Here is a 25762-nt window from a genome sequence, read left to right as displayed (position 1 = left end):
TTTTCTTCGCTTCTACGCACAATGTTCTCTTGCTCTTCGAGCGCGTTCTGCGCACCCCCCCCCCCCCCCCCCCCCCCCCCCCCCCCCTTTTCCCCCCCCCCCCCCCCCCGGTCGGGTGCGGTGCGGGCGCACCGGCGGGGTCAGGTCGCCTTGTGGAGCTCCGCGGACCTGCGGCGGGACCAGCGGACGACCATGCGGAGAACGGTGACGAGGGTGAGCACCCACATGCCGGCGAAGAGCCAGATCAGCAGCGGGGTCTCGGTGGCGACGGCGAGGACGAGCAGGGCGAGGGTGGCGGCCCCGAGGCCGGCGACGCCGAGGAAGAGAAGCCGGTGGCCGGCCAGCGTGGGCAGGGGGAGCCGGGGGCCGCTTCGCATGGTGCGCAGGCGACGGGCGAGCGGTTCGTCGCGGTCGAGCTGTTCCTCGATCTCCGAGAGAACGCGCAGTTCACGCGGCGAGAGTCGGGCCTCGTCCATCACGGACACCTCCTCCCGATCCCGGCTTCGTGTCCGAGAGCCGGAGTCGACGGCACCGACGCGGTCGCGTCGCATCTCTGCTGGTTCCCCACCGAAGCGTGTCAAACCGTGCGATAGCGGGAATCATTGCCCCAGATGCTCGACCGACGGACCCCCGCCGCCCCTTCCGGTGCCGCGGCGCCGGCCCACCGCCACCGTCGAAGGAGCCTTCATGTCCACCGTCGGAGCACGCTCCGCCATGACTGTCGACCGCGCCCCGGTTCCCGTGGGCGGTCCGGGGGCCGAGACGCGCCGGGTGGCGCTGGGCGGGGTACCTGAACCGGTGCGGCCGACGGCCGCCTCGACGGGGGACGCCCGGACCTTGTCCGTGGCGCTGTTCGCACGGCTGAGGGTTCTGGAGGAGGGGACGCCGGAGTACTCGTACGTACGGAACACGCTGGTGGAGCTCAATCTCAGCCTGGTGAAGTTCGCGGCCCGGAGGTTCAGGAACCGGGCGGAGCCGACGGAGGACATCGTGCAGGTGGGGACGATCGGCCTGATCAAGGCGATCGACCGCTTCGACCCCGAGCGGGCCGTGGACTTCTCAGCCTTCGCGCTGCCGACGATCGTCGGCGAGATGAAGCGTTTCTTCCGGGACACCAGTTGGGCCGTCCGGGTGCCGCGCCGCCTCCAGGAGCTGCGGATCGACCTCGCCAAGGCCGCCGACTCCCTGGAACAGCAGCTCGGCCGCCGGCCCAGCAGGGCGGAGCTGGCGGACCGGCTGCGCGTCAGCGTGGCGGAGGTGGCGGAGGGGCAGCTCGCGGCGCACGGCTATGCCGCCCGCTCCCTGGACGTGCCCGCGGGCGACGAGGAATCGCTGTCCGGGGCGAGCGCACGGCACCTGTCGGCCACCGAGCCCTCGTACGAGCTCGTGGAGTCCCTGATGTCGCTGCGGCCGCTGCTCGCCGGGCTCGACGAGCGCGACCGGCTCATCCTCGAACTGCGCTTCGGGGAGGAACTGACCCAGTCGGAGATAGGCGAACGGGTCGGCCTCTCCCAGATGCACGTCTCCCGCCTGCTCACCCGGATCCTCGGCGAGCTCAGGAAGGGCCTGCTCCAGGACGGTGCCACGGCGGACGGGACGGCCGGCTGACCTCCAGCCACACCACCTTGCCCACCGCGCCCGGCCCCTTGTCCTCGGTGCCCCAGTCACCGGCGAGACGGTCGAGCACCATCAGGCCGTGTCCGCCGGGCAGCCCGGGCGAGCGCGGCAGCTGGGCGCGGGGATGCTCGGGGCTGGCGTCGGCCACCTCGACGCGGAGCCTCCCCGCGCCGTGCCGGAGGACGAACTCCTGCGGGCCGCCGGCGTGCAGGCAGGCGTTCGTGACGACTTCCGACACCAGGAGCAGGACGTCCTCGACCCGCTGTCCCGCCTCCTCCGTCTCCGGGGGGATCCACCCCCAGTCGGCCAGCGCCTCGGCGGTGAAGTCCCGGCAGCGGGCCACCACTCCCCGGGTCCCGTTCAGGACGAGCCTGCGGACCTGCACCGGCGGCAGTGGGGCCTCAGCGCTCTCGACCATGGCCTCCGCCGCCTTCGTGGCGGCGCTCGGGGCCGCGCTCGGGGCCGTGCCCGGGGCCGCGCTCAGGGCCGCGCTCAGGGCCGCCGTCGGCCAGTGCCTCGCCGACACTTCCGTACACCTGGAACACACCCCTGGCACCGGTGATCTCGAACATCCGGTCCACCGGGGCGCGCAGCCCGGCGAGCTCGACGCGCCCGCCGGTCTCCAGCATCCGCAGCCGGGTCCTGAGCAGCACGTTCAGGCCGGACGAGTCGCAGAAACGGAGGCCGGAGCAGTCGACGACGATCCTGCCGGCCGGCGGGCACTCCTCGACCGCCGCCCACAGCGCGTCGACGGAGTCGCGGTCGAGCTCCCCGACGAGCGTCAGGACGACGGTGTCCGTCTCCGGTACGGGCCGGACGGCGACGCCGAATCGCTCGCGCCCGGGCCCGGAGTCCTCCTCCACCAGTTCTTCGTCCCGCATGGAATCACCAGCCTCCTCGCACCCTTCGCCCTTTTTACACCTTTTCCGATGGGGGTGGACTCCCGAAAGGCGCGATGCTCCGAAGGAGGCGAAGAGGTGCCCGACGGCGGCACCCGGCGGGCATACGCGGGCGTGGGACGGGCAGCCGCCCATCGACAGCAGGTACCTACTTCCAGGGACACGCCATGGGCACTCCCCCGCCCCCTCCCGCGCCTTCCGGCCCCGGCCCCGCGCCGGGGCGGCTGAACGTGGCGAGGAGCCCCGGCGAGCGACCCGGCACCGTCGTCCTGCTCCTGGACGGGGATCTCGACCACGACACCGCCGCGCCCCTGCGGAACGCCCTGGACGGCTGCCCGGCGGCCGGGAGGACCCTCGTGGACTGCGCGGGGCTGCGGTTCTGCGACTCCACCGGCCTGAACCTGCTGCTCAAGGCCCGACTGCGGCACCTCACCAAGGGCGGACGCGTGGACCTCGCCGGCCTGCGCCCCCCGGTGGCCCGGATGTTCGAGATCACCGGCACGCAGCGGCTCTTCCGGGTGTACGAGGACGCCGAGACGGCCCTCACCGAGCGGCGCGCGACCGCATAGCGCCGCAGTGGCCGGGCAGGCGCAGCTCATGACCGGTCGGCCGGTAGAGCCCCAGACCGCCCGGACTCGCCGTTTCGAGCTGGCGGAGGCCGAGGGGGCGGCCCGTGCGTGCCGCGACCACACCGAACAGGCCCTCCGGGAGTGGTTCGGTGCGGCGGGGGCGCCCGGGCAGGTGGCCGTCGGCGACGCCCTGCTCCTGGTCTCCGAGGTCGTCACCAACGCCTTCGCCCACGGCGGTGTCCCGTACGAGCTGTGCCTCGAACGGACCGACGGACGCCTCTGGGTCCAGGTCAGCGACACGAGCCCGGTACGCCCCCGCCCCCACGGCCCACACCGCCCGGGCCGCTCCTCCGGGCACGGCCTCTACCTCCTGGAGCGACTCTCCGCCGCCTGGGGCTGGGTGCCCCGGGGCAGCGGGAAAGCCGTCTGGTTCGAGGTGGTCGTGCGGCCTGGGCCCGCGGACGACGGCCGGACCGGGGGATGACGGCCCGGTCCGGGGACGACGGCCCAGTCCGGGGACGACGGCCCGGTCCGGGGACGACGCCCCGGCCCGGGGACGACGGCTCGGCCCGGGGGACGACGCCCCGGCGCGGCACCGGCACCGGCGGCGCCGGCGCCCGGGCCCCGTGGCGGCGCCCGCCCTACAGTGGAAGTGACGCGGGGTCGCGCGGTGCACTCGGTATCCGGCCCGGCCCGCGCTCGTCTGTGCGAGGTCCTTCATGACACAGCGCGGATCATCCCCCGACCGCGAGCCGGCCGTCGGGGCGCCGGGTGAGGACGGCCTGCGGCGTCTGCTCGCGGGGCTGACCGCCGTGCGGGACGGGGATCTGTCCGTCCGGCTGCCCGAGGCCGGCGGCGGCATCCACGGCGAGATCGCCGGGGTCTACAACGACATGGTCGGGCAGCTGTCGCTGGTCACCTCGGAGGTCACCCGGGTCGCGAGCGAGGTCGGCGGCCAGGGGCTGCTCGGCGGCCGTATCCGGGAGCCCGGGGCGCGGGGGGTGTGGCGGGAGCTGACGTCCGGCGTCAACACGATGGCCGACAACCTCACGTCCCAGGTGCGGTCGATCGCCCAGGTCGCCACGGCCGTCGCCCTCGGTGACCTCACGCGCAAGATCAGGGTGGACGCGCGCGGCGAGATCCTGGAGCTGAAGGAGACCATCAACACCATGGTCGACCGGCTGTCCTCGTTCGCGGAGGAGGTCACCCGGGTGGCCAGGGAGGTCGGCACGGAGGGCAAGCTCGGCGGCCAGGCGACCGTCCACGGGGTCTCCGGCACCTGGAAGGACCTCACCGACAAGGTGAACTCGATGGCCGACAACCTCACCAACCAGGTGCGGAACATCGCCCAGGTCACCACAGCCGTCGCGCAGGGCGATCTGACCAGCCGGATCGACGTCTCGGCTCGGGGCGAGATCCTCGAACTGAAGACCACCATCAACACGATGGTCGACCAGCTGTCCTCGTTCGCCGCCGAGGTCACCCGCGTCGCCCGCGAGGTCGGTACGGAGGGCAAGCTCGGCGGCCAGGCCGAGGTCGAGGGCGTCTCCGGCACCTGGAAGCGGCTCACGGAGAACGTCAACGAACTCGCCGGGAACCTGACCCGCCAGGTCCGCGCCATCGCCGAGGTCACCAGCGCCGTCGCCGAGGGAGACCTGACCCGTTCGATCACCGTCGACGCGCCCGGCGAGGTCAGGGACCTGCGCGACAACATCAACTCGATGGTCGAGTCACTGCGGGCGACGACCCGGGCCAACGAGGAACAGGACTGGCTCCAGACGAACCTCGCCCGGATCACCGGCCTCCTCCAGGGCACCAGGACCCTCCCCGAGATCGCCGAACTCATCATGGCCGAGGTGCCGCCGCTGGTCGCCGCCCAGTACGGGGCCTTCTTCCTCGCCTCCGACGACGAGCAGGGCCCCGAACTCGTCCTGACCGCCTCCTACGGGTCCCCCGACGACCCCGAGGCGCCACCCCGCCGCTTCCGGCTCGGCCAGTCCCTGGTCGGGCAGGCGGCCCGCGACCGGCGCGCCCTCGTCGTCGAGCAGGTGCCCACCGGGTACGCGACGATCGCCTCGGGTACGGGCACCGGCGAGCCGGGCACGCTGATCGTGCTGCCGATCGTCGTGGAGGAACAGGTCCTCGGCGCCTTGGAGTTCGCCTCGCTCCAGCCCTTCACCGGGGTGCGGCGCGAGTTCCTCGACCGGTTCGTCGACAGCGCCGGCGCCGTCCTCAGCTCACTCGTCGCCAACCTCCGCACCGACGAACTCCTCGGCCAGTACCGCCGCCTCGCCGACGAACTCCGTTCCCGCTCCAAGGAGTTGCAGACCCGCCAGCAGGAGCTCCAGCGCTCCAACGCCGAGTTGCAGGAGAAGGCGGCCCTCCTCGCCCAGCGCAACAAGGACATCGAGTCCAAGAACCTCGTCATCGAGCAGGCCCGGCAGGAACTGGAGGCGCGGGCGCAGCAGCTCTCCCGCACCTCGCTGTACAAGTCCGAGTTCCTCGCGAACATGAGCCACGAGCTGCGCACCCCGCTCAACAGCCTGCTGATCCTGGCCCGGCTGCTCGCCCAGAACAGCGAGGGGAACCTGACGGAGAAGCAGACCGACTACGCCGAGGTCATCCACTCGGCCGGCTCCGACCTGCTCCAGCTGATCAACGACATCCTCGACCTGTCCAAGGTCGAGGCGGGGAAGATGGACATCAGGCACGAGCCGTTCCCGCTCCGCCAGCTCACGGAGTACCTGGAGGCGACCTTCGCGCCGGTCGCCGACGAACGGCGCCTCCAGTTCACGGTCACCCTCGCCGACGACGTGCCCGAGGAGCTGGTCGGCGACGAGGCACGGCTCCGCCAGGTGCTGCGCAACCTCCTCTCCAACGCCCTCAAGTTCACCGACGAGGGCCGGGTGACCCTCGCCGTCGAGCAGGCCTCCCCCGACGAGATACCGCCCGCGCTCCTCACCGGCAGCCCGGTGCTCGCCTTCCGCATCACCGACACCGGCATCGGCATCGCCGCCGAACAGCTGCGGCACGTCTTCGAGGCCTTCCAGCAGGGCGACGGCACCGCCGCCCGCCGCTACGGCGGTACGGGTCTCGGGCTGTCCATCAGCCGTGAGGTGGCGGGCCTCCTGGGCGGCACCATCGAAGCCGACAGCCGCCCCGGCCACGGCAGCACCTTCACGTTCTACCTGCCCACGACCAGCTCCCTGCCCGCGCCGCTGCCTCTGCCGTCCGCCGGCGCGGCGGAGGCCGAGGACGGTACGCCGGCGTCGGCACCCGCCGTCCGTCCGGCCGAGCCTCCCGGGGGCGTGACCGTGCTCGTCGTCGACGACGACGCCCGCAACGTCTTCGCCCTCACCGAAGTCCTCGAAGGGCACGGCCTGCGCGTCCTCACCGCCGACAGCGGCCAGGCCGGCCTCGACGCGCTCACGGCCCACGAGGAGGTCCGGCTCGTCCTCATGGACGTCATGATGGCCGGAATGGACGGCTACACCGCGATCCAGGCCATCCGGCGGCTGCCGGGCCGCGCCCGGCTCCCCGTCATCGTGGTGACCGCGAAGGCCATGCCGGGCGACCGCGCCGAGGCTCTCGCGGCGGGCGCCGACGACTACGTGTCCAAGCCCGTCGACGGCGACGAGCTGGCCGCCAAGATCAGCGCGTGGCTCACGGACTGACCCGGCCACCCGCGGGTCCGTGAGGAGCTGTCACCCCTCGGCCGCCCCGTCCCGGACGTGTACGGCGACGATGCTGGTGTCGTCGTCGGTGTCCCCCGTGGCCGTGCTGAGCAGTTCGTCGACGAGCCGGTCGGGCTCGTGGCGCGCGAGCCGCTCGGCGTCGGCGGCGAGCAGCGCGAGGCCCTCGTCGAGCCCTGAGTGGCGGCGCTCGATCAGCCCGTCGGTGTACAGGAGCAGCGTGTCGCCCGGCCGCAGCCCGATCCGCTGCTCGCGGTAGGCGAAACCGGGGACCGCGCCGAGGAGGACGTCCTGCGGCGGGTCGAGGAGCCGTGCTTTGCCGTCGCGGAGCAGCAGCATCGGCAGGTGTCCGGCGCTCGACCACACGAGGCCGTGGTCCTCGGGGTCGTACAGGGCGCAGACCGCCGTGGCCGTGGTGCCGCCGCCGGTGCGCAGGGTCACCTCGTTGAGCCAGCCCATCAGGCGGCGCGACGAGTGGCCGGTGAAGGCGAGGGCGCGCTGGGCGTTGCGGAGGGCCACCATGCCGGTGACGGAGTCGATGCCGTGGCCCGCGATGTCGCCGACGGCGACGAGGACCTGGCCGCTGGGCAGCGCGAGGACGTCGTACCAGTCGCCGCCGACCCGGTACTCCTCGGCGGCGGGCCGGTACCGGGCGGCGACCACGAGACCGCCCGGCAGTTCCTGGAGGCCGGCGACCTCGGGGACGATCGCCTGCTGGAGCTGGAGCGCCAGCTGGTGGCGCAGTTCCGCCTGGTCGTGGAGTGCGGTGAGGTGGTCGAAGGTCGCGGTCAGCGCGACCTCGGTGCGGCGGCTGTCGGAGACGTCCTGGTACACCCCGGCGAGCCCGGTGACCTCGCCCTTCTCGATCAGCGGCTCCGCCGCCACCCGCACATGGCGCACGGCCCCGTCGGGCAGGACGACCCGCAGCACCGTCTGCGCGCCCGCCTGCCGCCGGGTCAGCGTGTCGAGCAGCTCCGACAGGGCCTCGCCGTCGTCCCGGTGGACCCGCTCGCGCAGCCCGGCGAGCGGCAACGGCGGCTCGCCCCGGTCGACGCCGAGGATCCCGTACGCCTGCGGCGCCCACACCGTGTCGCCACCGGTCAGGCTGTCCTGGAAGGGGGCCACGCTCTGCAGGCCCGCGACCGCCCTGGCCGTGGCGAGTCCGGGCGCCCCGGTGGTGTGCCACAGCACGACGGCGTACTCCTCACCGGCCGGCAGGACACGCACGTCGAGCAGCGGCGGCGCTTCGACGGGGCGGGGTGTCGCCGGCAGCCGGGCGGCCCGCTGGGTGTGGTGCGTGGAGAGGGCCCGGCGGGTCAGCCGGGAGAGTTCGATGTGCGCCTGCGGGAAGGCGCGGGCGAGGGACGAACCGTCGGCGGGCGCGGCGCCCCCGAGCGCGGCGACCGCGTCGTCGTTGAAGTGCTCCACGGCCGCGGCTCCCGACGTCCGGTGCGAGCGGAGCAGTACCGCCGGATGAGCGAGCGCGTCGAGGACGTCCACGAGTACGGGCACGGGCGGCCGGTCCGGCTCGACCCCGTCCAGCACGGTCCCCGCCACCTCCAGGAGCCCGGCGACGGCCCGCCGCGCCGCCGCGTCGAGCACAGTCGGGCCCGGCCAGCCGACCAGCGCGACCCCGACGGACCTGTCACGGCGGTTCAGCGGCAGCAGCGCGCGGGCGGCGCCCTCGGAAGGGCCTGGCAGCGGCGCCCCGTCGGCCGGCCCCCGCTCCAGCCACACGGGCGCGTTGTCCGCGAGGACGCTTCTGAAGGGTTCCGGCGTGGCCGGGGGGATCCACTGCCAGGCCTCGGCCTCCGCGGCTCCCACCCCGGCGTGCCCGACCAGTCGCAGACAGCCGGGCCCCGCGCGCTGCCACAGCCAGAGACTGTCGGCGCCGAGGGCGGAGAGCCCTCCGTCCAGCAGCGTCCGCGCCGCCTCGTCCGCGGTGTCGGCGATCTCGGCGACCGCGGCGGCGCGCCTGGCCCTGCGGCGCTCGGCGAGGTGCTCGACGGCTTGTTCCCCGGCCCAGTGGAGGCCGGCGACCTCGGGGGTCCCGGAGGCGTGCGCGCCGGTGCCGGAGGAGACGCCGGTGCCGGGGCGGGTGCCGGTCCCGGGGGCAACGGTGCCGGAGGGGGCGCCGTCTCCGGCCACCGCGTTCACGATGTCCGCCGCGATGTCCTCGGCCGACAGGCCGGTGGCCCGTGCGAGCGAGGCCAGGTGCTCGGCCGCCTCGGACGTCGGCAGCCGCATCTGGGCCGCCAGCACCCCGGCGGCCAGGTCGAGCAGGTGCCGATGGGCGAGCCGGGTGCGCAGCCAGCGGTTCTCGGCCGTCAGCCCCGCGAACCCGGGATCCACCAGGGCGCCACGGGGCCACCCCCGCTCACCCCCGGAACCGGTCACATCGGCCTCCGTCCCGCCGGCTCTCGGACCTCCGGGACGCACATGCGCCCGCGCTCCGGATTCTACGCGCGCGAGGCCACCGAATCCGCATGAACCAGGATGAACAGGGCACGCGCTCCCTGCACGGGCCGGGAGGCTTTCACGGTCGGAGAGGAGAGGGCCATGCCCCGCGGATCGAACGCCAAGCGCGAGCGCCAGTACGAGCACATCAAGGAGAGCGCCCTCGAGCGCGGCGAGAGCAAGGAGCGCGCCAAGGAGATCGCGGCCCGCACCGTCAACAAGGAACGGGCCCGGTCCGGCGAGTCGAAGACGGCGAGCAAGAGCTCGCTCCAGGACATGTCCTCGGGCCGGCGCGGCGGCAAGCGCTCGCACAGCGGCGCGCAGGGCCCCACGTACGACCAGCTCTACGCCGAGGCCCAGCGGCGCAATCTGCACGGCCGCTCCTCGATGAACAAGGCGGAGCTGAAGCGGCACCTCGGCCACTGAGCGCGCTCCGGCCACCACCGGCGCGACCGCTCCTCGATGAACCCGATCGCGGGCTCGCGTCAGCACGACGGGAGCCGTCGGCGGGGATACCGTCGGCGGCATGGTCGGTGATCGTCAGGGGTGGCTCCGGTGTCTGCTCGCCGGGGCCGTGTTCGTCGTAGGGATGACCGGCACGACGCTGCCGACGCCGCTCTATCCGCTGTACCAGGAGAAGTTCGGGTTCTCCGAGCTGACGGTGACCGTCGTGTACGCCGTCTACGCCTTCGGGGTCATCGGCGTACTGCTCCTGGCGGGCAACGCCTCGGACACCATCGGCAGGCGGCCGACGCTCTTCTGGGGCCTGGGGTTCGCGGCGGCGAGCGCCGTCTGCTTCCTGTGCGCCGAGGGACTCGGATGGCTGTACGCGGGCCGGCTCCTGTCGGGCCTGTCGGCGGGCCTCTTCACGGGGGCCGCCACCGCGTACGTGATGGACCTGGCGCCGCCCGGCGGCACGGCTCGGGCCACCCTGGTCGCGACGGCCGCCAACATGGGCGGTCTCGGTTGCGGCCCGCTCCTCGCCGGCGTCCTCGCGGAGTACGCCCCCGAGCCCCTGCTGCTGCCGTTCGCCGTCCATCTCGCTCTGGTCGCCGTGTCGGTCGGCGCCCTGCTGTGGCTGCCGGAGACCGTGCGGGAGCGGCGCCCCCTGACCGCCGTACGACCACAGCGGCCGGCGCTGCCCGCCCAGGTCCGGCCGGTCTTCGTGCCGGCGGCCATCGCCGCCTTCGTGGGCTTCGCGCTCTTCGGGGTGTTCACCTCGGTCAGCCCCGCGTTCCTCTCCCGCTTCCTCCACGTCGACAACCACGCCGTCACCGGCCTGATCGTCGCCCTCGCCTTCTTCTCCTCCACCGCCGGCCAGCTCGCCGTCGGCCCCGTCGGCGTGGCCCGTTCCCTTCCGCTGGGCTGCGCCGTCCTCTTCGCCGGCCTCGCCTCCCTCGCGGGCGCGCTCGCCGCCGACCTCCTCGCCCTCGTCGTCGTCGCCGCGGTCGTCGGCGGCACCGGACAGGGCCTCTCCTTCCGCGCCGCCCTGTCCGCCGTCGCGGGGGCCGCCCCTCCGCGGCAGCGCGCCGCCGTCATCTCCACCCTCTTCCTCGTCGCCTACACCGGCATCTCCATCCCGGTCATCGGCGTCGGTCTCCTCTCCGACCCCCTCGGCCTCGAAGAAGCCGGCCTCGTCTTCACCGCCTGCATGCTCCTGCTCGTCGCCTCCGCCGCCGCCTACCTGCTCCGCCGCCCGGTCCGCACCGAGGTCTCCTGACCGCGGTCGCCCCCCTCCGAGGGCGCTTCTCCGGTTCCGGCGCCCGCTCTGCCCGGCCCCTTCGTCCGCGAGCCGCGCGCGGGCGCCCGGAGGAGCGGCTCGACCACGAGGAGCTGCGCCGCGGCGAGGACCAGACAGAGGCTCGCGGTGCCGGCCCAGAGGGCCCCGGCCCCGAGGTGTTCGAGCAGTTGGGTCGAGGTGACCGGCGCGGCGACGGTGGCGATCCCCCAGCTGATCCCGTACGCCGCGAGGTACGCGTCGGCTCCCCCGCGCGGCGCCAGATCCGCGACCACGGAAAGGACCCGGCCGAGCACCAGCACGTCCCCCAGGCTCCACAGCACCGTCGACACCAGGAACCCCGGCAGTGTGGACGCCGTCGCGTACCCCGCCAGACCGGCCGCGAGCAGGACGTGTCCGGCCGCGATGGCCGCGGAATGGGAGAGCCCCGCGACGCGGCGCAGGCGCAGCAGCGGCTGGGCGGCGACCACCGTCACCGCCGACGCGGTGAACAGCAGCCCGGCGTCGGCGGGTTCGAGACCGCGCCGCACGAGGGTCAACGGCAGCCCCATCGCGATCTGCGTGGTCACCAGCGCGAACAGCGTCCCGGCGAGGAACACGGCCCGGAGCGCCGGATCCCGCCAGGGCCGTACGGGCTCCGCCGGGTCACCCTCGGGGGTGTTCGGCGAGCCGGCGCCCGGGCGGCCGGTGTGGTCGGCGGGCAGGGCGAGCCGCAGGAACAGCGCGCACAGGAGGCAGGTGGCCGCGTCCACGACGAACAGCCACCGCAGGTCCCAGCGGCCCAGGGCGGCGGCGATGAGGCCCGCGCCGGTGCCGCCCACGGCGAGGGCGGCGTTGAACAGGCCGTAGGCGCGGACCCGTTCGGAGGGCCCGACCGACTCGGCGATCAGCGCCTGGCTCGGCGGCTCGTACAGTTCGAAGACCAGGCCGAGCAGAACCGCGAAGACCGCCACCGCGACCAGTGACCCGGCCGCCGCGATGCCGAGTTGCGCGCCCGCGCACCCGGTGAGGCCGAGCACGATGGTGCGCCGTCGGCCGATGCCGCGCGCGAGCCGGCCCCCGAGGAGCCGCGAAGGAATGGTCGCGAGCCCGAAGCCCGCCGAGATCAGACCGGCCGTGGCGACGGTCGCCCCGAACTCCTTGCTGATCAGGACGGTGAGAAAGGGCAGCGAGAAGGCGCCGAGCCGGTTCACCGCCCGCGCCGCCACGAGCAGCCAGACGGTCCTCGGCATGCGACTACCCCGCCCTTCGCGTAACTGTCGAATCGAGTAATGTCAGTCACGCACGCTAGCCATCGAGGGAGTGACTGGTCAAGTGATGTTCGACAGTCACGTCGCGGTACTGCTGGAACACGCCGTATCGCTCGTGAACACGCTCACCGACGGGGAATCCCGCGGCCGCCCGTACACCGTGCCGCGCGGAACGGACCTGCCCCGGGCGGTCGAGAACGCGGTCTCCGACGTCACGGGCTCCCTGCCCCGCACGATCGACGCCGCCCAGGCGGAGTACCTCGCCGGCACCGCCCGCTCCATGCGCCTGGTCTTCCAGGCCATGCACGACGGCGACCCCGACCTCGCCGCCACCACCGTCAACCGCCTCCTGGCCGACACCGGCGCCCGCCCCCACCTCGAACGCGCCCCCGCCGGAACCGACTCCGCCGCCCCGCCCTGGCAGCTCCACTTCCACGGCGCCGACACCTCCTTCGCCGCCGGCCACAGCGCCGCCTGCGCCACCGCCCTCGCACTCGCCGTCGGCGGCACCCTCGCCGGCCGCCTCGGCCTCTGCCACGCCGACCGCTGCGACCGCGTCTACATCGACACCTCCCGCAACTCCGCCCGCCAGTTCTGCTCCACCGCCTGCCAGAACCGCACCAAGGCGGCCGCCTTCCGCGCCCGCCGGGGTCAGGCCTAGGCGCCGGCCCTCGGGCCGGAGCGTCCGCCCGCGACGCCGGCCCCGGCCCCGGCCTCGGTCACGTCCAGGACGACAGGACCAACGCCCTTTCGGCGGCGGCCAGGTGGATCGCCGAGGCGAGCCAGGCCCGGGCATAGCCGTCGGCCGAGGCGTCGGCGAGACGACCGAAGGCGTCGCGCGGCCGGCGGTCGGCCTCCGCCATCAGAGCCTCGGCCAGCTGCGCCGCCCCACCGAGTCCCGCCCGCCGCAGCGGTACGAGGAGCGCCGCGGCGTCCCCACCACGCCCCGACTCGGCGAGGGCCCGTCGCCCGCCCGCGACCCCGGTTTCCAGCAGTCGGCGCACCCGCCAGAGCGGGGCGTCCGCGAGCGGGTCGGGGGCGGCGGTCAGGAGACCGGACGGCGCCGACACCGGCGCCGTCGGGGCCGCGTCAGGCGCAGTCGGGGCCAGGCCCGGCCCAGTCGAGGCCAGGTCAGGCCCAGCCGGCGCCGGGTCAGGCGCCGTTCGCGGGAAGTGGCTGCCCTGGAGGCGGTCGTAGCCGAGGTCGGCGCGGCCGAGCCAGTCCTCGGGGAGCCGGAGCGTGTACGGGGCTCCCGGTACGGGGCCGACCGCGAGGGGGCGGAGTGTGGCGGCCCGGTCGGGGTCGGGGCGGCCCAGGACGCGGAGGGCGAGGCCCGGGTGGTGGGCGATGCGGCGCAGGTTGGCCGCGTGGGGGAGGTCAGGGTGGGGGTGGGCAGGGCGGAGCCGCAGCAGGGGGCCGCTTCCGGCGACGCGGGCGATGACGTACTCCCCCGCCGCGCCGAGCACCTCCACGTCGCAGCCCAGCAGCCCCGCCTCGCGCTCTCCGTCCTCCCGCGCGAGGCCGTCGAGTGCGGCGGCGACAGCCTCGTCGAGCGGGCGGGCGAACAGCGCCGCCACCGGCTCCTCCGACCAGTCGAACCCTCGCAGCGGGGTCGCCTTCACGCCCTTGCCCGCGCCGAGCCGGCCGTCCGGGGAAACGGTCGCGCCGACGATCCGCAGGCCCCCGCGGGCGAGCCCGGCGTGGTCGAGGACCGCACCACCGAGCGCCACGGACGCGGTGCCCGCGCCCCGGGCACGGGCGATACCGCCCGGCCGTACGTCGGACACCGTGTAACACGAACCATCCGGCCCCATGAGGTGGGTGGCCACGCCCCCGTACCCCGTGGCGGACAGCACCGGTTCCCGGCACAGCCCCCACACCCGCAGGCTGCCGCCTTGTTCGTACGTCCTCCGGGCCGCACCCGCCACCCCGTACCCGGCCGCCCCCGCGAGCAACTCCCGGAAGGCGACGGCCAGGTCGCCGAGCCGCTGCCCCTCGCCACGCCGCCGCGCCGCGCGCAGCCCCCGTACGACCCTCAGCGCCGCCGCCTCGACCCGAGGCAGCCCGGCCAGCCGCGCGGTGTGCGCCGCCCGCAGCAACTCCGCCTGCACCACCGCCCCACCGGCCGTGACACCCGCGGCCAGCGCCTCGGCCGCCGCCTCCCACATCGCGGTCGCGGCCCGGACCCGGGCGGCGTCGAGCGCGGGCGGTGCGTCGTCCCGCCGTGGCGCCGGGGCGAGGGGCACCGGGCCGGCATCAGGGGCGAGGGCGGCCGTGTCGGTGACGGCGGCACCGGCCCCCTCGGCATCAGCGGCAGCCGCAACCGCACTCGCAGGCTCCGCGTCCGCGATCGGGGCGGCGCCGAGGACGGCGGCCCGGTGGAGGCAGCGGGGGGCGAGGAGACAAGTGCAGACGGCGTGGTCGGCGTGGGTGATCGTGCCCGAGGGGGTGGGATGGAGGGTGACGACCGCGTCCTCGCCGAAGGGGACGGTGACGGAGCCGTCGGCGGACGGGGTGGCCCGCTCGGGGCAGGCGGTGATCGCGGTGTCGAGCTTCTTGCGCAGCCGGGCGCTGAGCTGTTCGACGGCCTCGGCGAGGACGTCGGGGGCCACGGGTGGCAGGTCTTCGGGGTTCAACGGGGTTCTCCACGGAGGCGGTCGCCCACCCAGCGGGCGAGGGCGAGTGGGCTGAGGGCGGCGACCGGCATGCCGGCGGCGACGAGGCGGCGTGCCACGGGGACCGAGTAGCGGGGCGCACCGGAGTCGTCGAGGGCCGCGCAGCCCAGGAGGTGGGCGCCTGAGGAGGCCAGTGCCCGTACCTCGCCGAGGAGCCCGGCGAGGGGGCCGCCCTCCTCGAAGTCGCTGACCACGACGACGAGGGTGCGGCTCGGGACGGTGATGAGGGAGCGGGCGTGGGCGAGGCCCGCCGCGATGTGCGTACCGCCGCCGACCCTGACCTCAAGGAGCAGGGAGAGAGGGTCCTCGACCCGGTCGGTGAGGTCCACCACCTGCGTGGAGAACGCCAGGAAGTGCGTGGACAGGGTCGGTACCCCGCCCAGGACCGCGGCGGTCAGCGCCGACCAGATCACCGAGGCCTCCATGGAGCCGGAGACGTCGACCACCAGGATCAGCCGCCAGTCCGCCTCCTTGCTCGCCCGCGTGCTGAACACCGGGCGCTCGGGGACGACCACGACCCGCCCGTCCTCGGTCCGCCGGCTGTGGACGAGGTTGGCGCGCAGGGTACGGGCGAGGTCGAGCCGGCCGCCGGGCCGCCGGGTGGGCCGCGGTGTGGCCAGCCCGGAGAGCGCCGGGCGCAGCCGGGTGGCCAGCTCCCTGGCCAGCTCGTCGACGAGCCGCTTCACCAGCGGCCGCAGCCGGGCGAGTTGCGCCTCGGGCATGCCTCCGGCCAGCGAGAGCACCGATCGCAGCAGTTCCACCGAGGGCCGTACCGCCGCCGGGTCCAACTGCGTGAGCACATCGGCCCGTCCCGCGTCGGCGGCCTCCGCGAGCACCTCCTCGCGGACCTCCGCCCCGAACAGCGCCTCCAGCTCCCGCGACCACTCCCGCGCCGTGGGGAACGACGCTTCCTGGCCTCCCGTCGGCCCGGCACCGCCGTCGTCCGCGTCATGGGCTCCTTCGCCGCGTCCCCTTCCGTACAACTCGTCGAGCGCCCGGGCGTACCTGCGCGCGTCGGCGCTCAACCGGTCCTTGTGCCGGCCGAGCAGCAGCCGCCACCGGTCGGCGGGACCGAGGCGACGGCCGGGCGTGCCGGCGGTGGTCGGAGCCGCCGGGTCGGTGGCGGGTCCCGTCTCCGTCGGTACGGCCGTGGGCGGTCCGGCCGGGGCTACGGCGGGTACGGGGGTGTGGGGCGCGCGGTCCGTCGCGTCGGCGGGGTCCGGGCCGGACAGGGCCGGGGCCGGGGCCGCGTCGAAGCCGGGCAGGCCGAGGGTCTTGAGGGCGGCCAGGCCTGCGGCGTCGGCCGCGGCCCAGAGGGCGAGGAGCGCGGGCGGGGCGTCGAGGGAGAGGTCGAGCCGGTCGCCGAGGCGGTCGGTGACGGTGGTGAGGAGACGGTCGCGGGCGGCCGGGGAGAGTGCGTCGAAGCCTCCGCGCAGGGCGGGGAGGCGGTCGAGGAACTCCTGGTCGGCGAGGTCGTCCACCCGGTCGAGGAGGGGCGTGAGCGCGTCCGGGGACGCCTGGAGGAGGGGCCCGGCGGCGGTGAGGAGCCCCGCGAGCCGTCGCGTGAGGGCCCGGCGGGTGTCGGCCGTCGTCGCGCCGTCGATCCATCCGGCCGTACGCTCCCCGAGCCCGGCGGCCGGGTCGAGGTCGAGCATGACCCGCACGGCCAGGGCGGCTCCCTGCATCAGCGGCGAGGCGTCGGCGGCGAGTTCGGCGAGTGCCCGGTCGAGGCGGAGGCCGAGGTGCCGGGCGGCCGTCCGGTCCGCGAGGGCGACGAGCGCGCCGGCGTCCGTGGGGGTGTCGCTCCCGGCGAGGCCGGGGAGGGACCGTACGGCGGCTTCGAGCAGCTCACCGGCGAGGACGCCGGCGAAGGCGCGGGCGTCCTCCCGGGTGCCGGGGTGGTGGCCGCGCCGGATGCCTTCCAACAGGTCGAGGGCCGCGAGGAGTTCGGGCAGGTCCGCCGTCTCGGGGAGGACCTCGGCGGCCTCGCGCAGCCGCGCGTCGACCAGGTCGGGCAGGTCGCAGCGGGCGGCTGCGGTCAGTCCTGCCAGGATCTGGGCCGGCGTGGGGCCTCCCTCGGCGGCCTCCCGGCGCGCCGTCTCGGCGAGGGTTCCGGCGGCGGCCTGGGCGGCGGTGACCCCGCGCACCCCCGCGAGGTCGAGCCGCGCGGGTACGGACGGCGTCCACGCGAGCCGCCACTTGGTGCCGAGCGCGGTGCCGTCGCCGGTGGCCGCCACCGCGACCGGCTCGCCGTAGGAGGCCCCGATGACCAGCAGCCGCTGCAGCAGCACTTCCCGACGGCCGTCCAGCGCGGAACGCAGCGGGTCGAGGCGCACCTCGCGCGCGTCGGGCTCCTCGGGCCGCGGCAGCCGCACCGCCGCGAGTTCCTCCTCGACGGACGGGCCGAGGCCCGACCGGGGCGCGTGCGGGCTGATCCGCCCCCGTACGGTCCCGACGAACACCGCCTCCAGTGCCCGCGCCAACGCCCGCCCCCGGCCCAGGGGTTCGCCCTGCCCCATGACGGTGGTGACCGCTTCCAGCAGCTCCCCCCGGCCCGGCGCGGGCAGCCCCCGCAGCGCGGCCAGGTCACACGCCGACCGGAGCGTCTCGGCCGCCTCGCCGGTACCGGCCGTGTGACCCGCACGCCGGAGTTCCCTGCACAGGGCGGTGACCGAGGTGGCCGCCGCCTCCCTGATCCGCTCCGGATCGCCGGCCGCCGTGAACACGGCCTGCTGCCACCGCGGGTCCCGGATCCCGGCGGGATACCCGGACCTCGCATCGAGCAGGTCGAAGGAGTACGGCACGAGCGACGTCACGGCCGCGCCCGGCGCACCGGCGCCCGCGGACTCGGTGCGGTCCTGGCCGTCCTGCGCGAGCAGAGCGGGCGCGTGGAAGGCGCCGATCACGGCGGCGACCCGCCTGCCGCCGGCCGCGGCGCCGGTCAGGACCTGTCGCATGTGGGCCTCGCGCGCGAGGTCGGTGGCGGGGACGACGGCGTCGGCGCGCAGCGCCCAGCCGACGCCGAGGGCCGCGCGGCGCACCGCTTCGGGGGTGCAGCCGGGGGCGAGCACCTCGACGGCGCGGTCCCACATGTCGTCACCGGCGCGGCCGGTACCGGAAGCGGCGAGCCCGTCGGCGAACGAGCGGGGCGCCGGCCCTTCGGCGCGGTCCTCCGCCTCGTCGCCCCGGCCGGCGTCCGGCAGGGACCAGCCGGGGTCGGACAGGGGAAGGTCGCAGCACACGACCTCCGCTCCGTGGGCCCGGGCCCATCGCACGGCGGCGAGCTCCGGGGAGAAGTCGGCGAAGGGGTAGAAGGAGAGGCGGCCGCCTTCGCCGGCCCCGGCCAGGGCGACGGGCGCGGTGGTCTCGGGGTCGGCCAGGTGCTCGAGCCACGGCTGGAAGTCGGCGGGCAGCTCCACGCAGACCACCTCGGCCCGCGCCGCGTCGAGCAGTGCGGGCACCACCGCCGCGAGCGCGGGGCTGTGGTGGCGCACTCCCACGAGGTACGGCGCACGCGACGCGGCCAGTTCGTCGACGACGGCCCGGGGGTCGGCGCCCGCCCGCGCGTCGGCATCCGTCGGCGGCTCACCCGGCACCCGGGGCCCGGTCGCCTCCCCGATCGTCTCCCCGGTCGTCTCGCCGGTCGCGGAGGCCGTCAACGCAGGCTCCCACGGAGGTCCCAGAGGCGGCGCCACATGGCGGATCCGGTTTCGGCGCGGCGGCGGACGGGGCCGTCCCAGTAGCCGAGGAGACGGGAGTGGTCGGCGGGGTCGTCCTTGCGGACGACGCCGAGGAGGTGGCCGGGGAGGAGGTCGAGCACGTCGCCGCCGGGGAGGTAAGCGGCGGCGACGCCGAGGGAGGCGGCCACCTGGACCGCTTCGGCGGTCGACATGACCGTGCCGGGGCGTTCGACGTCCCAGCCCTCGGTGGAGCGGCCGGAGCGAAGGTCGCGGAAGACGGTGACGAGGGCGTCGAGTACGGCGTCGTCGACGCTGAAGGCGGCGCCCGCGCGCTGGACCGCTGCGACGGCCTGGCGGCGGATCAGGACGGCTTCGGCGTCGGCGTCCGCGATGGGGTCGACGGTCTCGAAGTTGAAGCGGCGCTTCAGGGCGGCGGACATCTCGGAGACGCCCCGGTCCCGCAGGTTGGCGGTGGCGATGACGGTGAAGCCCGGTACCGCGCCGACGACCGCGTCCTCGGTGGCGGTCAGTTCCGGGACGGTGATCCGGCGGTCGGACAGGATGGAGACCAGGGCGTCCTGCACCTCCGGCAGGCAGCGGGTGATCTCCTCCACGCGGACCACGCGCCCGGTGCGCATGGCGGCCAGTACGGGCGAGTCCACGAGCGCCTGCGGGGTGGGGCCCTGGGCGAGCAGCAGGGCGTAGTTCCAGCCGTAGCGGAAGGCGTCCTCGGTGGTGCCGGCCGTGCCTTGGACGGTGAGGGCGCTGGTGCCGCTGACGGCGGCGGCGAGCAGCTCCGACAGCATCGACTTGGCGGTGCCGGGCTCGCCCGTGAGCAGCAGTCCGCGCTCGCCGGCGAGCGTGACCACGCAGCGCTCGACCAGCGCGCGCTCGCCGACGAACTTGGGCGCGATCTCCAGCTTCGACGGCAGGCCCGCCTTGCGCGCCGGGAGTGCCAGTTCGACGCCGTCGCTGCCACAGACGAACGTCACGACCGCCCGTGGCGTGAGCGCCCAGCCCGGCGGGCGCGGCCCGGTGTCCTGCGCGGCGAGAAAGGCGAGCTCCGCGGCGTACCGCTCCTCGGCCGGCTGGACCTGCCGGGCCGGGGCGTGCTGTTCGGTGACGGTCATGCGGGGATTCCTCCGGGGGGTGTGCGAGTTCGGGGTCGCGGGACCCGGCGAGTGCCGGGTCCCGGTGGGGGGGGGAGCCGGGGGCGGTTCGGGCCGCCGGTCAGCGACGGCGCCTCGTGCGCTTCACCTTCAGCTCCTCGAAGCGCGGTACGTCACCGTCGAGGGTTCGTCGCCAGGCGCGGGCGAAGAGCTCGGCGACCGGTTCGAGCGGCACGAGGGCTCCCAGGAGGGGCCGCCCGCCCGCGACGGGGCCGTACAGGGCGAGTTTCCACTGCTCGACGGGCAGGCCGGGGGCGGGCTGGTCGGACCAGGCGCCGGGGAGGAAGAGGGAGCGGCCGGCGCGGGAGCGGGTGGCGGGGAGGACGAGGGGGGTGGCGGAGAGTTCGGTGCGGGCGGCCTTGAGGCGGGCGGGCTTCCAGCCGGTCCAGCGGGCGGTGTTGCGGTCGGTGGGGTCGGGGAGGGCGAGCAGCATGAGGTAGAGGGTGGCGGCGTCGGGGGTGAGGCCGTGGGTGGCGGCGACTTCCTCGACGAGGGCGGGGACGGAGCGGGAGGGGTCCTGGGGCCACCAGGTGCCGTCGGGGTCGGTGGTGCCGGCGGCGGGCGCTCCGGGGTCGGTGAGGAGGCGGGCGAAGGCGGGGTCGTGGGCGCGGTGGAGGGCGGCTTCGACGGCGGTGGGGTGGTGGTCGGGGCCGCGGAGGGCGGCGAGGTAGGGGTCGGAGCCGGTGGAGTCGAGGAGGGCGGGGCGCAGCGCGGGCTGGGGCTGTTCGTCGTGGGTGGCCATGAGGACGGCGCCGTACCGCTCGTGGTCGGGGGTGGTTTCGGTGGGGGTGCCCGCGATCTTGCGGAACTCGGCGAGGGAGGTGTAGCGGCCGACGGCGACGAGGAGTTCGGGTGCGGCGAGGCGTCGGCGCACGGCGTCGAGGGCCGCGGGGAGCTTGGCGCGCAGCGGGTCGCCGGCGGGCAGGCGGTGGGCGAGCCAGGCCGTGAGGCTCAGGGAGCCGGTGAGGACGGAGCTGGTGAAGGGGTCGTCAGTGGGGGTGACGGGCACGGGGCGGTCGCGCTCGATGTGCCAGGCGACGTCGGTGCCGAGTTCGGGTGAGGACGGCGGGTCGAGGAGTGCCGGGAGGGCCCGGTGGACGGGCCAGCCGCTGCGGGCGGCTCGGGCGGCCTCGGCGGTGAGCCAGTCGGGCACTTGGGTACGGCGTCCCACGCGCGTGTTCCATTCGGCGGCAGCGGCCGGCACGTCGGGGCCTTCGGTCCAGAGGCGGGCCGGGTCGGCGGGCACGAGGGCGGCGACGACGGCCCTGCGGGCCTCGATGGGGAGGGCGCGGAGTTCGTCGCGGGCCTGGGCGGCTTCCGCGACCTTGAGGCCGAGGGTCTTGCGCAGGTCCGCGGGGAGGAAGTTGTTCTCCCAGCTGTCGATGCCGGGCATGCCGACGAGGACGAGCCGGGCGAGGGCGCCGGAGGCGCCGGTGAGGCGGCTGAACTCGTCGGCCGCTTCGGGGTGGAAGGGGGCTTCGGCGCGGGTGGTCGCCTCGCGGAGGAAGGCGGTGAGCCAGTCCGTGGGGCGGGTGCGGTCGCCGACGGGCGCGTCGCCGCGCGGGGTGTAGGGGCCGGGGATGTCGAAGCGGCCGGTCGGGTCGTGGAGGAGCGCGCCGAACTCGCGTCCGTCGGCGACGTCCGTGTGGTGTTCGGTGAAGGCGAGGGCGGCGCCGCCGCCGAGCGGCAGGACGCAGCGGTGCCAGGTGCTGTGCGGCAGGCCGTCGGGGGTGTGGAGGTGCGGGGTGCCGAGGTGGACGAGGACGCGGCGCCAGTGGGCGGCGGAGCCGGCCGCCGAGGCGAGGCCGAGGGCGTCGACCTGGGTGAGCAGGCCGAGCAGCGCGGCGCGGTGCCGGTCGCCGCTGCCGGGCGCGACGGCCCGGTAGGCGAGCGCGGCGGGTTCGTCGAGGAGGGTGGTGAACGGCAGGGTGGAGTACGGCAGTGGGGGCAGGTCGAAGTGGGTGCGGCCGGGCCTGGGCTCGGCGGCGGTGTCGGCACGTGCGGCGGCCAGGTCGCCGAGGAAGTGGTGGGCCACGTCCTCGTCGGCGCCGGACCGGTAGTAGCCGGTGCCGGCGATGCCGTTGAGGGCTTCGCTCAGGAGCCGGTCGCTGGGTCCTTCGGCGCGGGTCCCGGCGGGCGCGGCGGCGGGGTCGAGCCGGGCGGCGACGGAGTCGAGGGCCTCCTGCTGCCGGAGTGCGAAGCGCAGGACGCGTACGACGCCTGCGATGAGTTCGGGCGAGGTGACGGCGGGCAGGGCGGAGCCGACGAGTGCGGGAAGGTCCTTGACGCTCTCCGCGCGGGCGGCGGCCTTCATGAGGGTGCCGGCCGTCTCGGCGTCGGCCGCGCGGAGCGCCGCCGAGCCTTCCGCGTCCCGGGCGCGGAGCGCGTACAGGTGCGAGAGCGGCGGCAGGGTGACGCTGGGGGTGCCGTAGAGGTCGTGTCGGTCGCCTTCGGCGGTCGTCGTGACGACGCCGTCGGGGTCGGTGAGGGAGAGCTTGCGCCACTGGTGGGTGACGGCCCTGGGCCGGTCGTCGCCGGGGAACGTCACGGCGGCGAGCGGCAGGTCGGAGCCCTCGGGGAGCGTGACGGTGCGCCCGGTGGTGTCCTCGGCGTGCCAGCCGTGGCCGGGGAGGCGTACGACGCGCCAGCCGAGCAGTCCGCCGGCGGGGGTGCCGAGGGCCGAGCCGTGGACGGCGGGTGCGGGCCTGAGCCAGGACGAACGGGCGTTCAGTCGGGCGCCGGTGGCGTGCGGGCGGAGGGCGTCGGCGAGGAAGCCGGGCTGGGAGCGGCGGCCGTGGGTGCCTTCGGCCGGGTCGTACTCGGCCCAGCCGCCGTCCTCGTGGCGCTCTCCGGCCTCCCACACCCAGTAGGAGGTCCCGTCGGAGAGCAGCGGGCGCTCGCGCGGCAGCTTCGTGTCGCCGCGGTGCAGGACTCCGCCGCCGGTGGCGCGGCCGCCGCCGGGCAGCGGGAGGGTGGGGGTCTGTGAGCGGAGGGACCAATGGTTGGCGTCGCCCTCCAGGGTGAAGACGGTGTCGGGGGCGGTGTGCCAGTAGCCCTGGAGCCCGGCGCTGTCGCGGTAGTCGCTCCAGAAGACGAGGAGGGCGCCGTCGACGTAGTGGAAGCCGTGCCGGTAGGAGTGGCCGGTGGGGACGCGCAGGTCGTGGGTGAGGACGGTGCCGTCGGCGTCGATGACCTTCACCCGTGTCGTGCTCGCGACGATCAGGTGGGGCCAGGCCTCGACAACGGTGAGGTCGTCGTGCCGGTCGCGGTGCGGGGACAGCTCGGCGAGCGCCTCTTCCCAGGCCGGCCAGCGGAGTTCCTCCCAGAGGCCGCCGCGCAGGGTGCGCGCCAGGGTCGCGCCGAGGTCGGCGCCCGCGGCGGCGGCGACCTCGTCGGGTGCGAGCGCGAGCGCCTCGGCGGGCAGCCAGGACAGGCGGGCGATGGCCTGCGGCAGTCCGGGCAGTCCGGCGGCCACCGAGTCGCGGGCGACCTCGCGCATCCACTCGGTGAGCATCGGGCGGCCACCGGCCGCTCCGGCCAGCCGGATCATGACGTCCTCGCCGGAGGACGCGCTGTTGTAGCTGTTCGCGGCGCGCCGGAAGGCGGGGCGGAAACGCGGGTCGGCGGCGAGTGCGGCGAGGTCGCGGGGCTGTTCCCCGCGTGCCCAGTCGGAGAGGTTGAGGTGGGGGCCGCGCCCGTTGCGGGTGTCCTCGTGCGGGTCGGCGACGGGGAGTTCGAGGGAGAGCAGCAGGTCGAGGAGGTCGGCGTCCTCGACGCCGATCCGCAGGGGGCCTTCGCCGTCGGCGCGGTCGGCGAGGTCGGTGCGCAGCCGGTCCGCGGCGCGGTGCACCAGGTCGAGGAGGGCGGGCGGTGTCGGGCGGGGGCCCCAGCCGCGGTGGCGGGCCGCGTGGAAGCGTTCGAGCCAGCCGGCGGTGCCGTCGGGGCTCCGCTCCTCCGGCGGCACGTCGGCTCCGGTGAGTCCCGCGTCCGCGCCGGACTTCGCGAGGATGTCCAGCCACAGGTCGCTCAGTCCGGCGTCGTCGCCGGACGGCATGATCGACAGCAGCGTGCCGCGGACGTCGGGGGCACGGCGGGCCAGGGCGATCAGCGCGGTGCGGTGGGCCTTCCACCAGCCGGTCGCCGCGCGCAGGGTGGCGGGGAGCGGCAGGAGTTCGGCGAGGTACTGCTGCTCGGCCTCGTCGCCGGAGAGTCCGGCGGCGCGGGCCAGGCGCCGCAGCTCGACGGCGGCCTGGGCGGAGGGGGCGAGTCCGCCGGCGGTCCGGCGGACGCACAGCCGCCTGAACCGCTCGTAGGCCTCGTCGGGGGCGAGCCGGGCCGCGAGCTCCTTGCCGTAGCCGGCGAGCACCTTCACGGGCAGGGCTCCGGCCAGGGCGAATTCGAGGAAGACCGCGTCGAGCCGGTCCTCGTCGACGGTGAGGCCGTGCTGGGCCTCGCTGGTGCGGGCGCGGCCGAAGAGCTGGCCCGCGTACGTCGGGTTCTCGACGCCGAGGAAGATCCGCGCCGACTGCTCGTAGAAGACGGGCAGGAAGTGCGGGACGGCGGAGGCGAGCCGCCCGGCCAGTTCGTGGCAGGCGTCAAGGGCGGCCTTGGGCTTGGTCTTGGCCTGTCGGGCGAGCCGGTCCAGCTCGGGCACGACCGCGAGCGCGTGGTGACCGTCCCCCGGGTGGTGCACGAGGACCCATTCCGGGAAGCCGAGTTCCTTGCGCCGGCCGAGGCCCACCACGGCGGGCTCGCCCTGGGGTTCGAGTCCGAGGAAGCCGGCGGCGAGGTCCTCGGCGGGGCCGAGTTCGGCGGCGGTCAGCCGGATGACGACCCGGTCGTCGCCGAGCACCGGGTGGCGGTAGGTCCGCGCGGTCATGTCGACGGCCGAGGGTCCCGCGCCTTCGGCGCCGGGCGGCAGCACCGCACCGGCCTTGAGGAGCTCCGCGTTGACGGAAACGGTCTTGCTGGTCACTTGTCCCCACCCTCTTCGATCGTGCGGCCGGCGTAGAGCGCGGCGGCCATGCGCATTCCCTCGGACCAGGCCACCGGCCCGACCTCGCCCAGCCGCACCGCGCGGCCGTTCTCGTCGTGCCAGGTCAGCGCGCCGGTCTCCGACTCGCCGTCCCAGTACGGTTCGCCGATCCACACCGACGCCTCCATGACGCGGCCGCCGTCGCGGACCTTGCACGTGGCGTAGCCCCCGGACACCCGGTAGCCGAGCCCGGTGGCCCGGGCCGCGAGGCCGAAACGGGAGGCGAACTTGCCGCCCGCGTACTCCCGTACCTCGGTGGCCGTCTCCGCGTGTCCGGTGCCCGGACCGGTCCAGGTGGAACGGTGGATCTGCTCCACCCGCTGGGTGATGCCGAGTTCGGCCGCGAAGTCCCGTACGTCGTCCAGGTCGGGCAGCAGGACCGGGTGCGGGAGGGTGACGGTGCGCGGGGAGAGCCGTACGGTCTCGCCGTCGAGGTCGACGAGCTTCAGCTCGCCGTCGGCGGTGACGTCCCGCAGGAAGCCGACCTCGTCCGGGTCGTCGCCGACCACGGCCATGTCCCGCAGCGCGGACTGCCAGGCCTCGTCGGGCCACACCCGGGCGATCAGCTCGGTCGGCACCGGCAGCGAGGACACCATCCACGTGTCGACCTGGGCCACGCAGGCGGCCTCGTGCCGGTCCAGCCACTCGGCGAGCCGGCGCAGCCGGTCGACCTCGGGCTCGTCGCGCAGCGCCTTCGGCAGCGTCTTCAGCTGCCGTCCCCCGGCGCGCCGCGCCACCACTCGCCCGTCGTCCAGGGTGACCTCGTACCCCTCACCCGCTGTCAGCCACGCCATCAGCCACGCCCCTCCGTCTGTCCCGTCACGGTTTCCGCGCAGCTGGAACCACGGGGTCACGACCCCCGGAGCTGCGGTATGCGGTGGAGACTATCCAGGGCCACTGACAACGCCGCACGGGGTGCCACCGGCGCCCCGTGAGGAGGACGGACGAACCCCCGGGCGGCGCGCGAGGCGCTGGCCGGGG

General features: G+C 75.3%; 17 protein-coding genes. 7 read left to right on the top strand and 10 right to left on the bottom strand.

What is annotated here, in order from left to right:
• Window positions 1–140: 140 nt before the first annotated feature.
• Entirely contained in the window at window positions 141–476 is a 336-nt protein-coding gene (locus tag ACZ7G1_RS01390) for a DUF3040 domain-containing protein (RefSeq protein WP_470877546.1), read from the bottom strand.
• A 211-nt stretch (window positions 477–687) separates the two neighbouring features.
• Between ACZ7G1_RS01390 and ACZ7G1_RS01385 the strand changes: the two genes are divergently transcribed.
• Complete coding sequence (locus ACZ7G1_RS01385; protein WP_470877545.1) at window positions 688–1608, top strand: SigB/SigF/SigG family RNA polymerase sigma factor; 921 nt, start codon at window positions 688–690, stop codon at window positions 1606–1608.
• Here the strand turns inward: ACZ7G1_RS01385 and ACZ7G1_RS01380 are convergent.
• Window positions 1556–2035 (bottom strand): ATP-binding protein, encoded by a 480-nt coding sequence (locus ACZ7G1_RS01380; RefSeq protein ID WP_470877544.1) that lies wholly within the window; start codon window positions 2033–2035, stop codon window positions 1556–1558. The genes ACZ7G1_RS01385 and ACZ7G1_RS01380 overlap by 53 nt on opposite strands.
• The gene (locus tag ACZ7G1_RS01375) at window positions 2019–2498 is read right to left on the bottom strand and encodes an STAS domain-containing protein (RefSeq protein ID WP_470877543.1); all 480 of its coding nucleotides are present in this window, start codon (window positions 2496–2498) and stop codon (window positions 2019–2021) included. The genes ACZ7G1_RS01380 and ACZ7G1_RS01375 overlap by 17 nt, the downstream gene beginning before the upstream one ends.
• Window positions 2499–2746: 248 nt before the next feature.
• Between ACZ7G1_RS01375 and ACZ7G1_RS01370 the strand changes: the two genes are divergently transcribed.
• The 3 genes from ACZ7G1_RS01370 (at window position 2747) to ACZ7G1_RS01360 (ending at window position 6759) form a co-directional block, all read left to right on the top strand.
• Entirely contained in the window at window positions 2747–3085 is a 339-nt protein-coding gene (locus tag ACZ7G1_RS01370; RefSeq protein ID WP_470877542.1) for an STAS domain-containing protein, read from the top strand.
• A 28-nt stretch (window positions 3086–3113) separates the two neighbouring features.
• Window positions 3114–3569 carry an ATP-binding protein gene (locus ACZ7G1_RS01365; protein WP_470877541.1) on the top strand — a complete coding sequence of 152 codons (456 nt, stop codon included), beginning with the start codon at window positions 3114–3116 and terminating at the stop codon, window positions 3567–3569.
• A gap of 235 nt (window positions 3570–3804) precedes the next feature.
• Entirely contained in the window at window positions 3805–6759 is a 2955-nt protein-coding gene (locus ACZ7G1_RS01360) for a hybrid sensor histidine kinase/response regulator (protein WP_470877540.1), read from the top strand.
• Between the two features lie 30 nt (window positions 6760–6789).
• Here ACZ7G1_RS01360 and ACZ7G1_RS01355 read toward each other — a convergent pair whose 3' ends face one another.
• Entirely contained in the window at window positions 6790–9174 is a 2385-nt protein-coding gene (locus ACZ7G1_RS01355) for a SpoIIE family protein phosphatase (RefSeq protein WP_471203921.1), read from the bottom strand.
• A gap of 162 nt (window positions 9175–9336) precedes the next feature.
• Between ACZ7G1_RS01355 and ACZ7G1_RS01350 the strand changes: the two genes are divergently transcribed.
• Together ACZ7G1_RS01350 and ACZ7G1_RS01345 are read left to right on the top strand one after the other, a co-directional pair.
• Window positions 9337–9660 (top strand): plasmid stabilization protein, encoded by a 324-nt coding sequence (locus ACZ7G1_RS01350; protein ID WP_470877538.1) that lies wholly within the window; start codon window positions 9337–9339, stop codon window positions 9658–9660.
• A 100-nt stretch (window positions 9661–9760) separates the two neighbouring features.
• Window positions 9761–10954: an MFS transporter gene (locus tag ACZ7G1_RS01345; protein WP_470877537.1), complete on the top strand. Its 1194-nt coding sequence runs from the start codon at window positions 9761–9763 to the stop codon at window positions 10952–10954.
• Here the strand turns inward: ACZ7G1_RS01345 and ACZ7G1_RS01340 are convergent.
• The gene (locus ACZ7G1_RS01340; RefSeq protein WP_470877536.1) at window positions 10915–12204 is read right to left on the bottom strand and encodes an MFS transporter; all 1290 of its coding nucleotides are present in this window, start codon (window positions 12202–12204) and stop codon (window positions 10915–10917) included. The genes ACZ7G1_RS01345 and ACZ7G1_RS01340 overlap by 40 nt on opposite strands.
• A gap of 85 nt (window positions 12205–12289) precedes the next feature.
• Here ACZ7G1_RS01340 and ACZ7G1_RS01335 point away from each other — a divergent pair, with 85 nt between their 5' ends.
• Window positions 12290–12883 carry a CGNR zinc finger domain-containing protein gene (locus ACZ7G1_RS01335; RefSeq protein WP_470877535.1) on the top strand — a complete coding sequence of 198 codons (594 nt, stop codon included), beginning with the start codon at window positions 12290–12292 and terminating at the stop codon, window positions 12881–12883.
• A 58-nt stretch (window positions 12884–12941) separates the two neighbouring features.
• Here the strand turns inward: ACZ7G1_RS01335 and ACZ7G1_RS01330 are convergent, their stop codons facing one another.
• The 5 genes from ACZ7G1_RS01330 to ACZ7G1_RS01310 form a co-directional block, all read right to left on the bottom strand.
• Window positions 12942–14858: a hypothetical protein gene (locus ACZ7G1_RS01330; protein WP_470877534.1), complete on the bottom strand. Its 1917-nt coding sequence runs from the start codon at window positions 14856–14858 to the stop codon at window positions 12942–12944.
• Window positions 14855–18493: a DUF5682 family protein gene (locus tag ACZ7G1_RS01325; protein WP_470877708.1), complete on the bottom strand. Its 3639-nt coding sequence runs from the start codon at window positions 18491–18493 to the stop codon at window positions 14855–14857. Before ACZ7G1_RS01325 ends, ACZ7G1_RS01330 begins: the two co-directional genes overlap by 4 nt.
• Before the next feature lie 59 nt (window positions 18494–18552).
• Window positions 18553–19707 (bottom strand): ATP-binding protein, encoded by a 1155-nt coding sequence (locus ACZ7G1_RS01320; protein WP_470877533.1) that lies wholly within the window; start codon window positions 19705–19707, stop codon window positions 18553–18555.
• Between the two features lie 100 nt (window positions 19708–19807).
• Window positions 19808–24721: a DNA-binding protein gene (locus ACZ7G1_RS01315; RefSeq protein ID WP_470882515.1), complete on the bottom strand. Its 4914-nt coding sequence runs from the start codon at window positions 24719–24721 to the stop codon at window positions 19808–19810.
• The gene (locus ACZ7G1_RS01310; RefSeq protein WP_470882514.1) at window positions 24718–25575 is read right to left on the bottom strand and encodes a DUF4132 domain-containing protein; all 858 of its coding nucleotides are present in this window, start codon (window positions 25573–25575) and stop codon (window positions 24718–24720) included. The genes ACZ7G1_RS01315 and ACZ7G1_RS01310 overlap by 4 nt, the downstream gene beginning before the upstream one ends.
• Window positions 25576–25762: the final 187 nt, after the last annotated feature.

This window comes from Streptomyces sp. NPDC037273, from assembly GCF_055603625.1.
The sequence above is the reverse complement of the archived record's forward strand: the minus strand, read 5'-3'. Positions and strand labels throughout refer to the sequence as shown.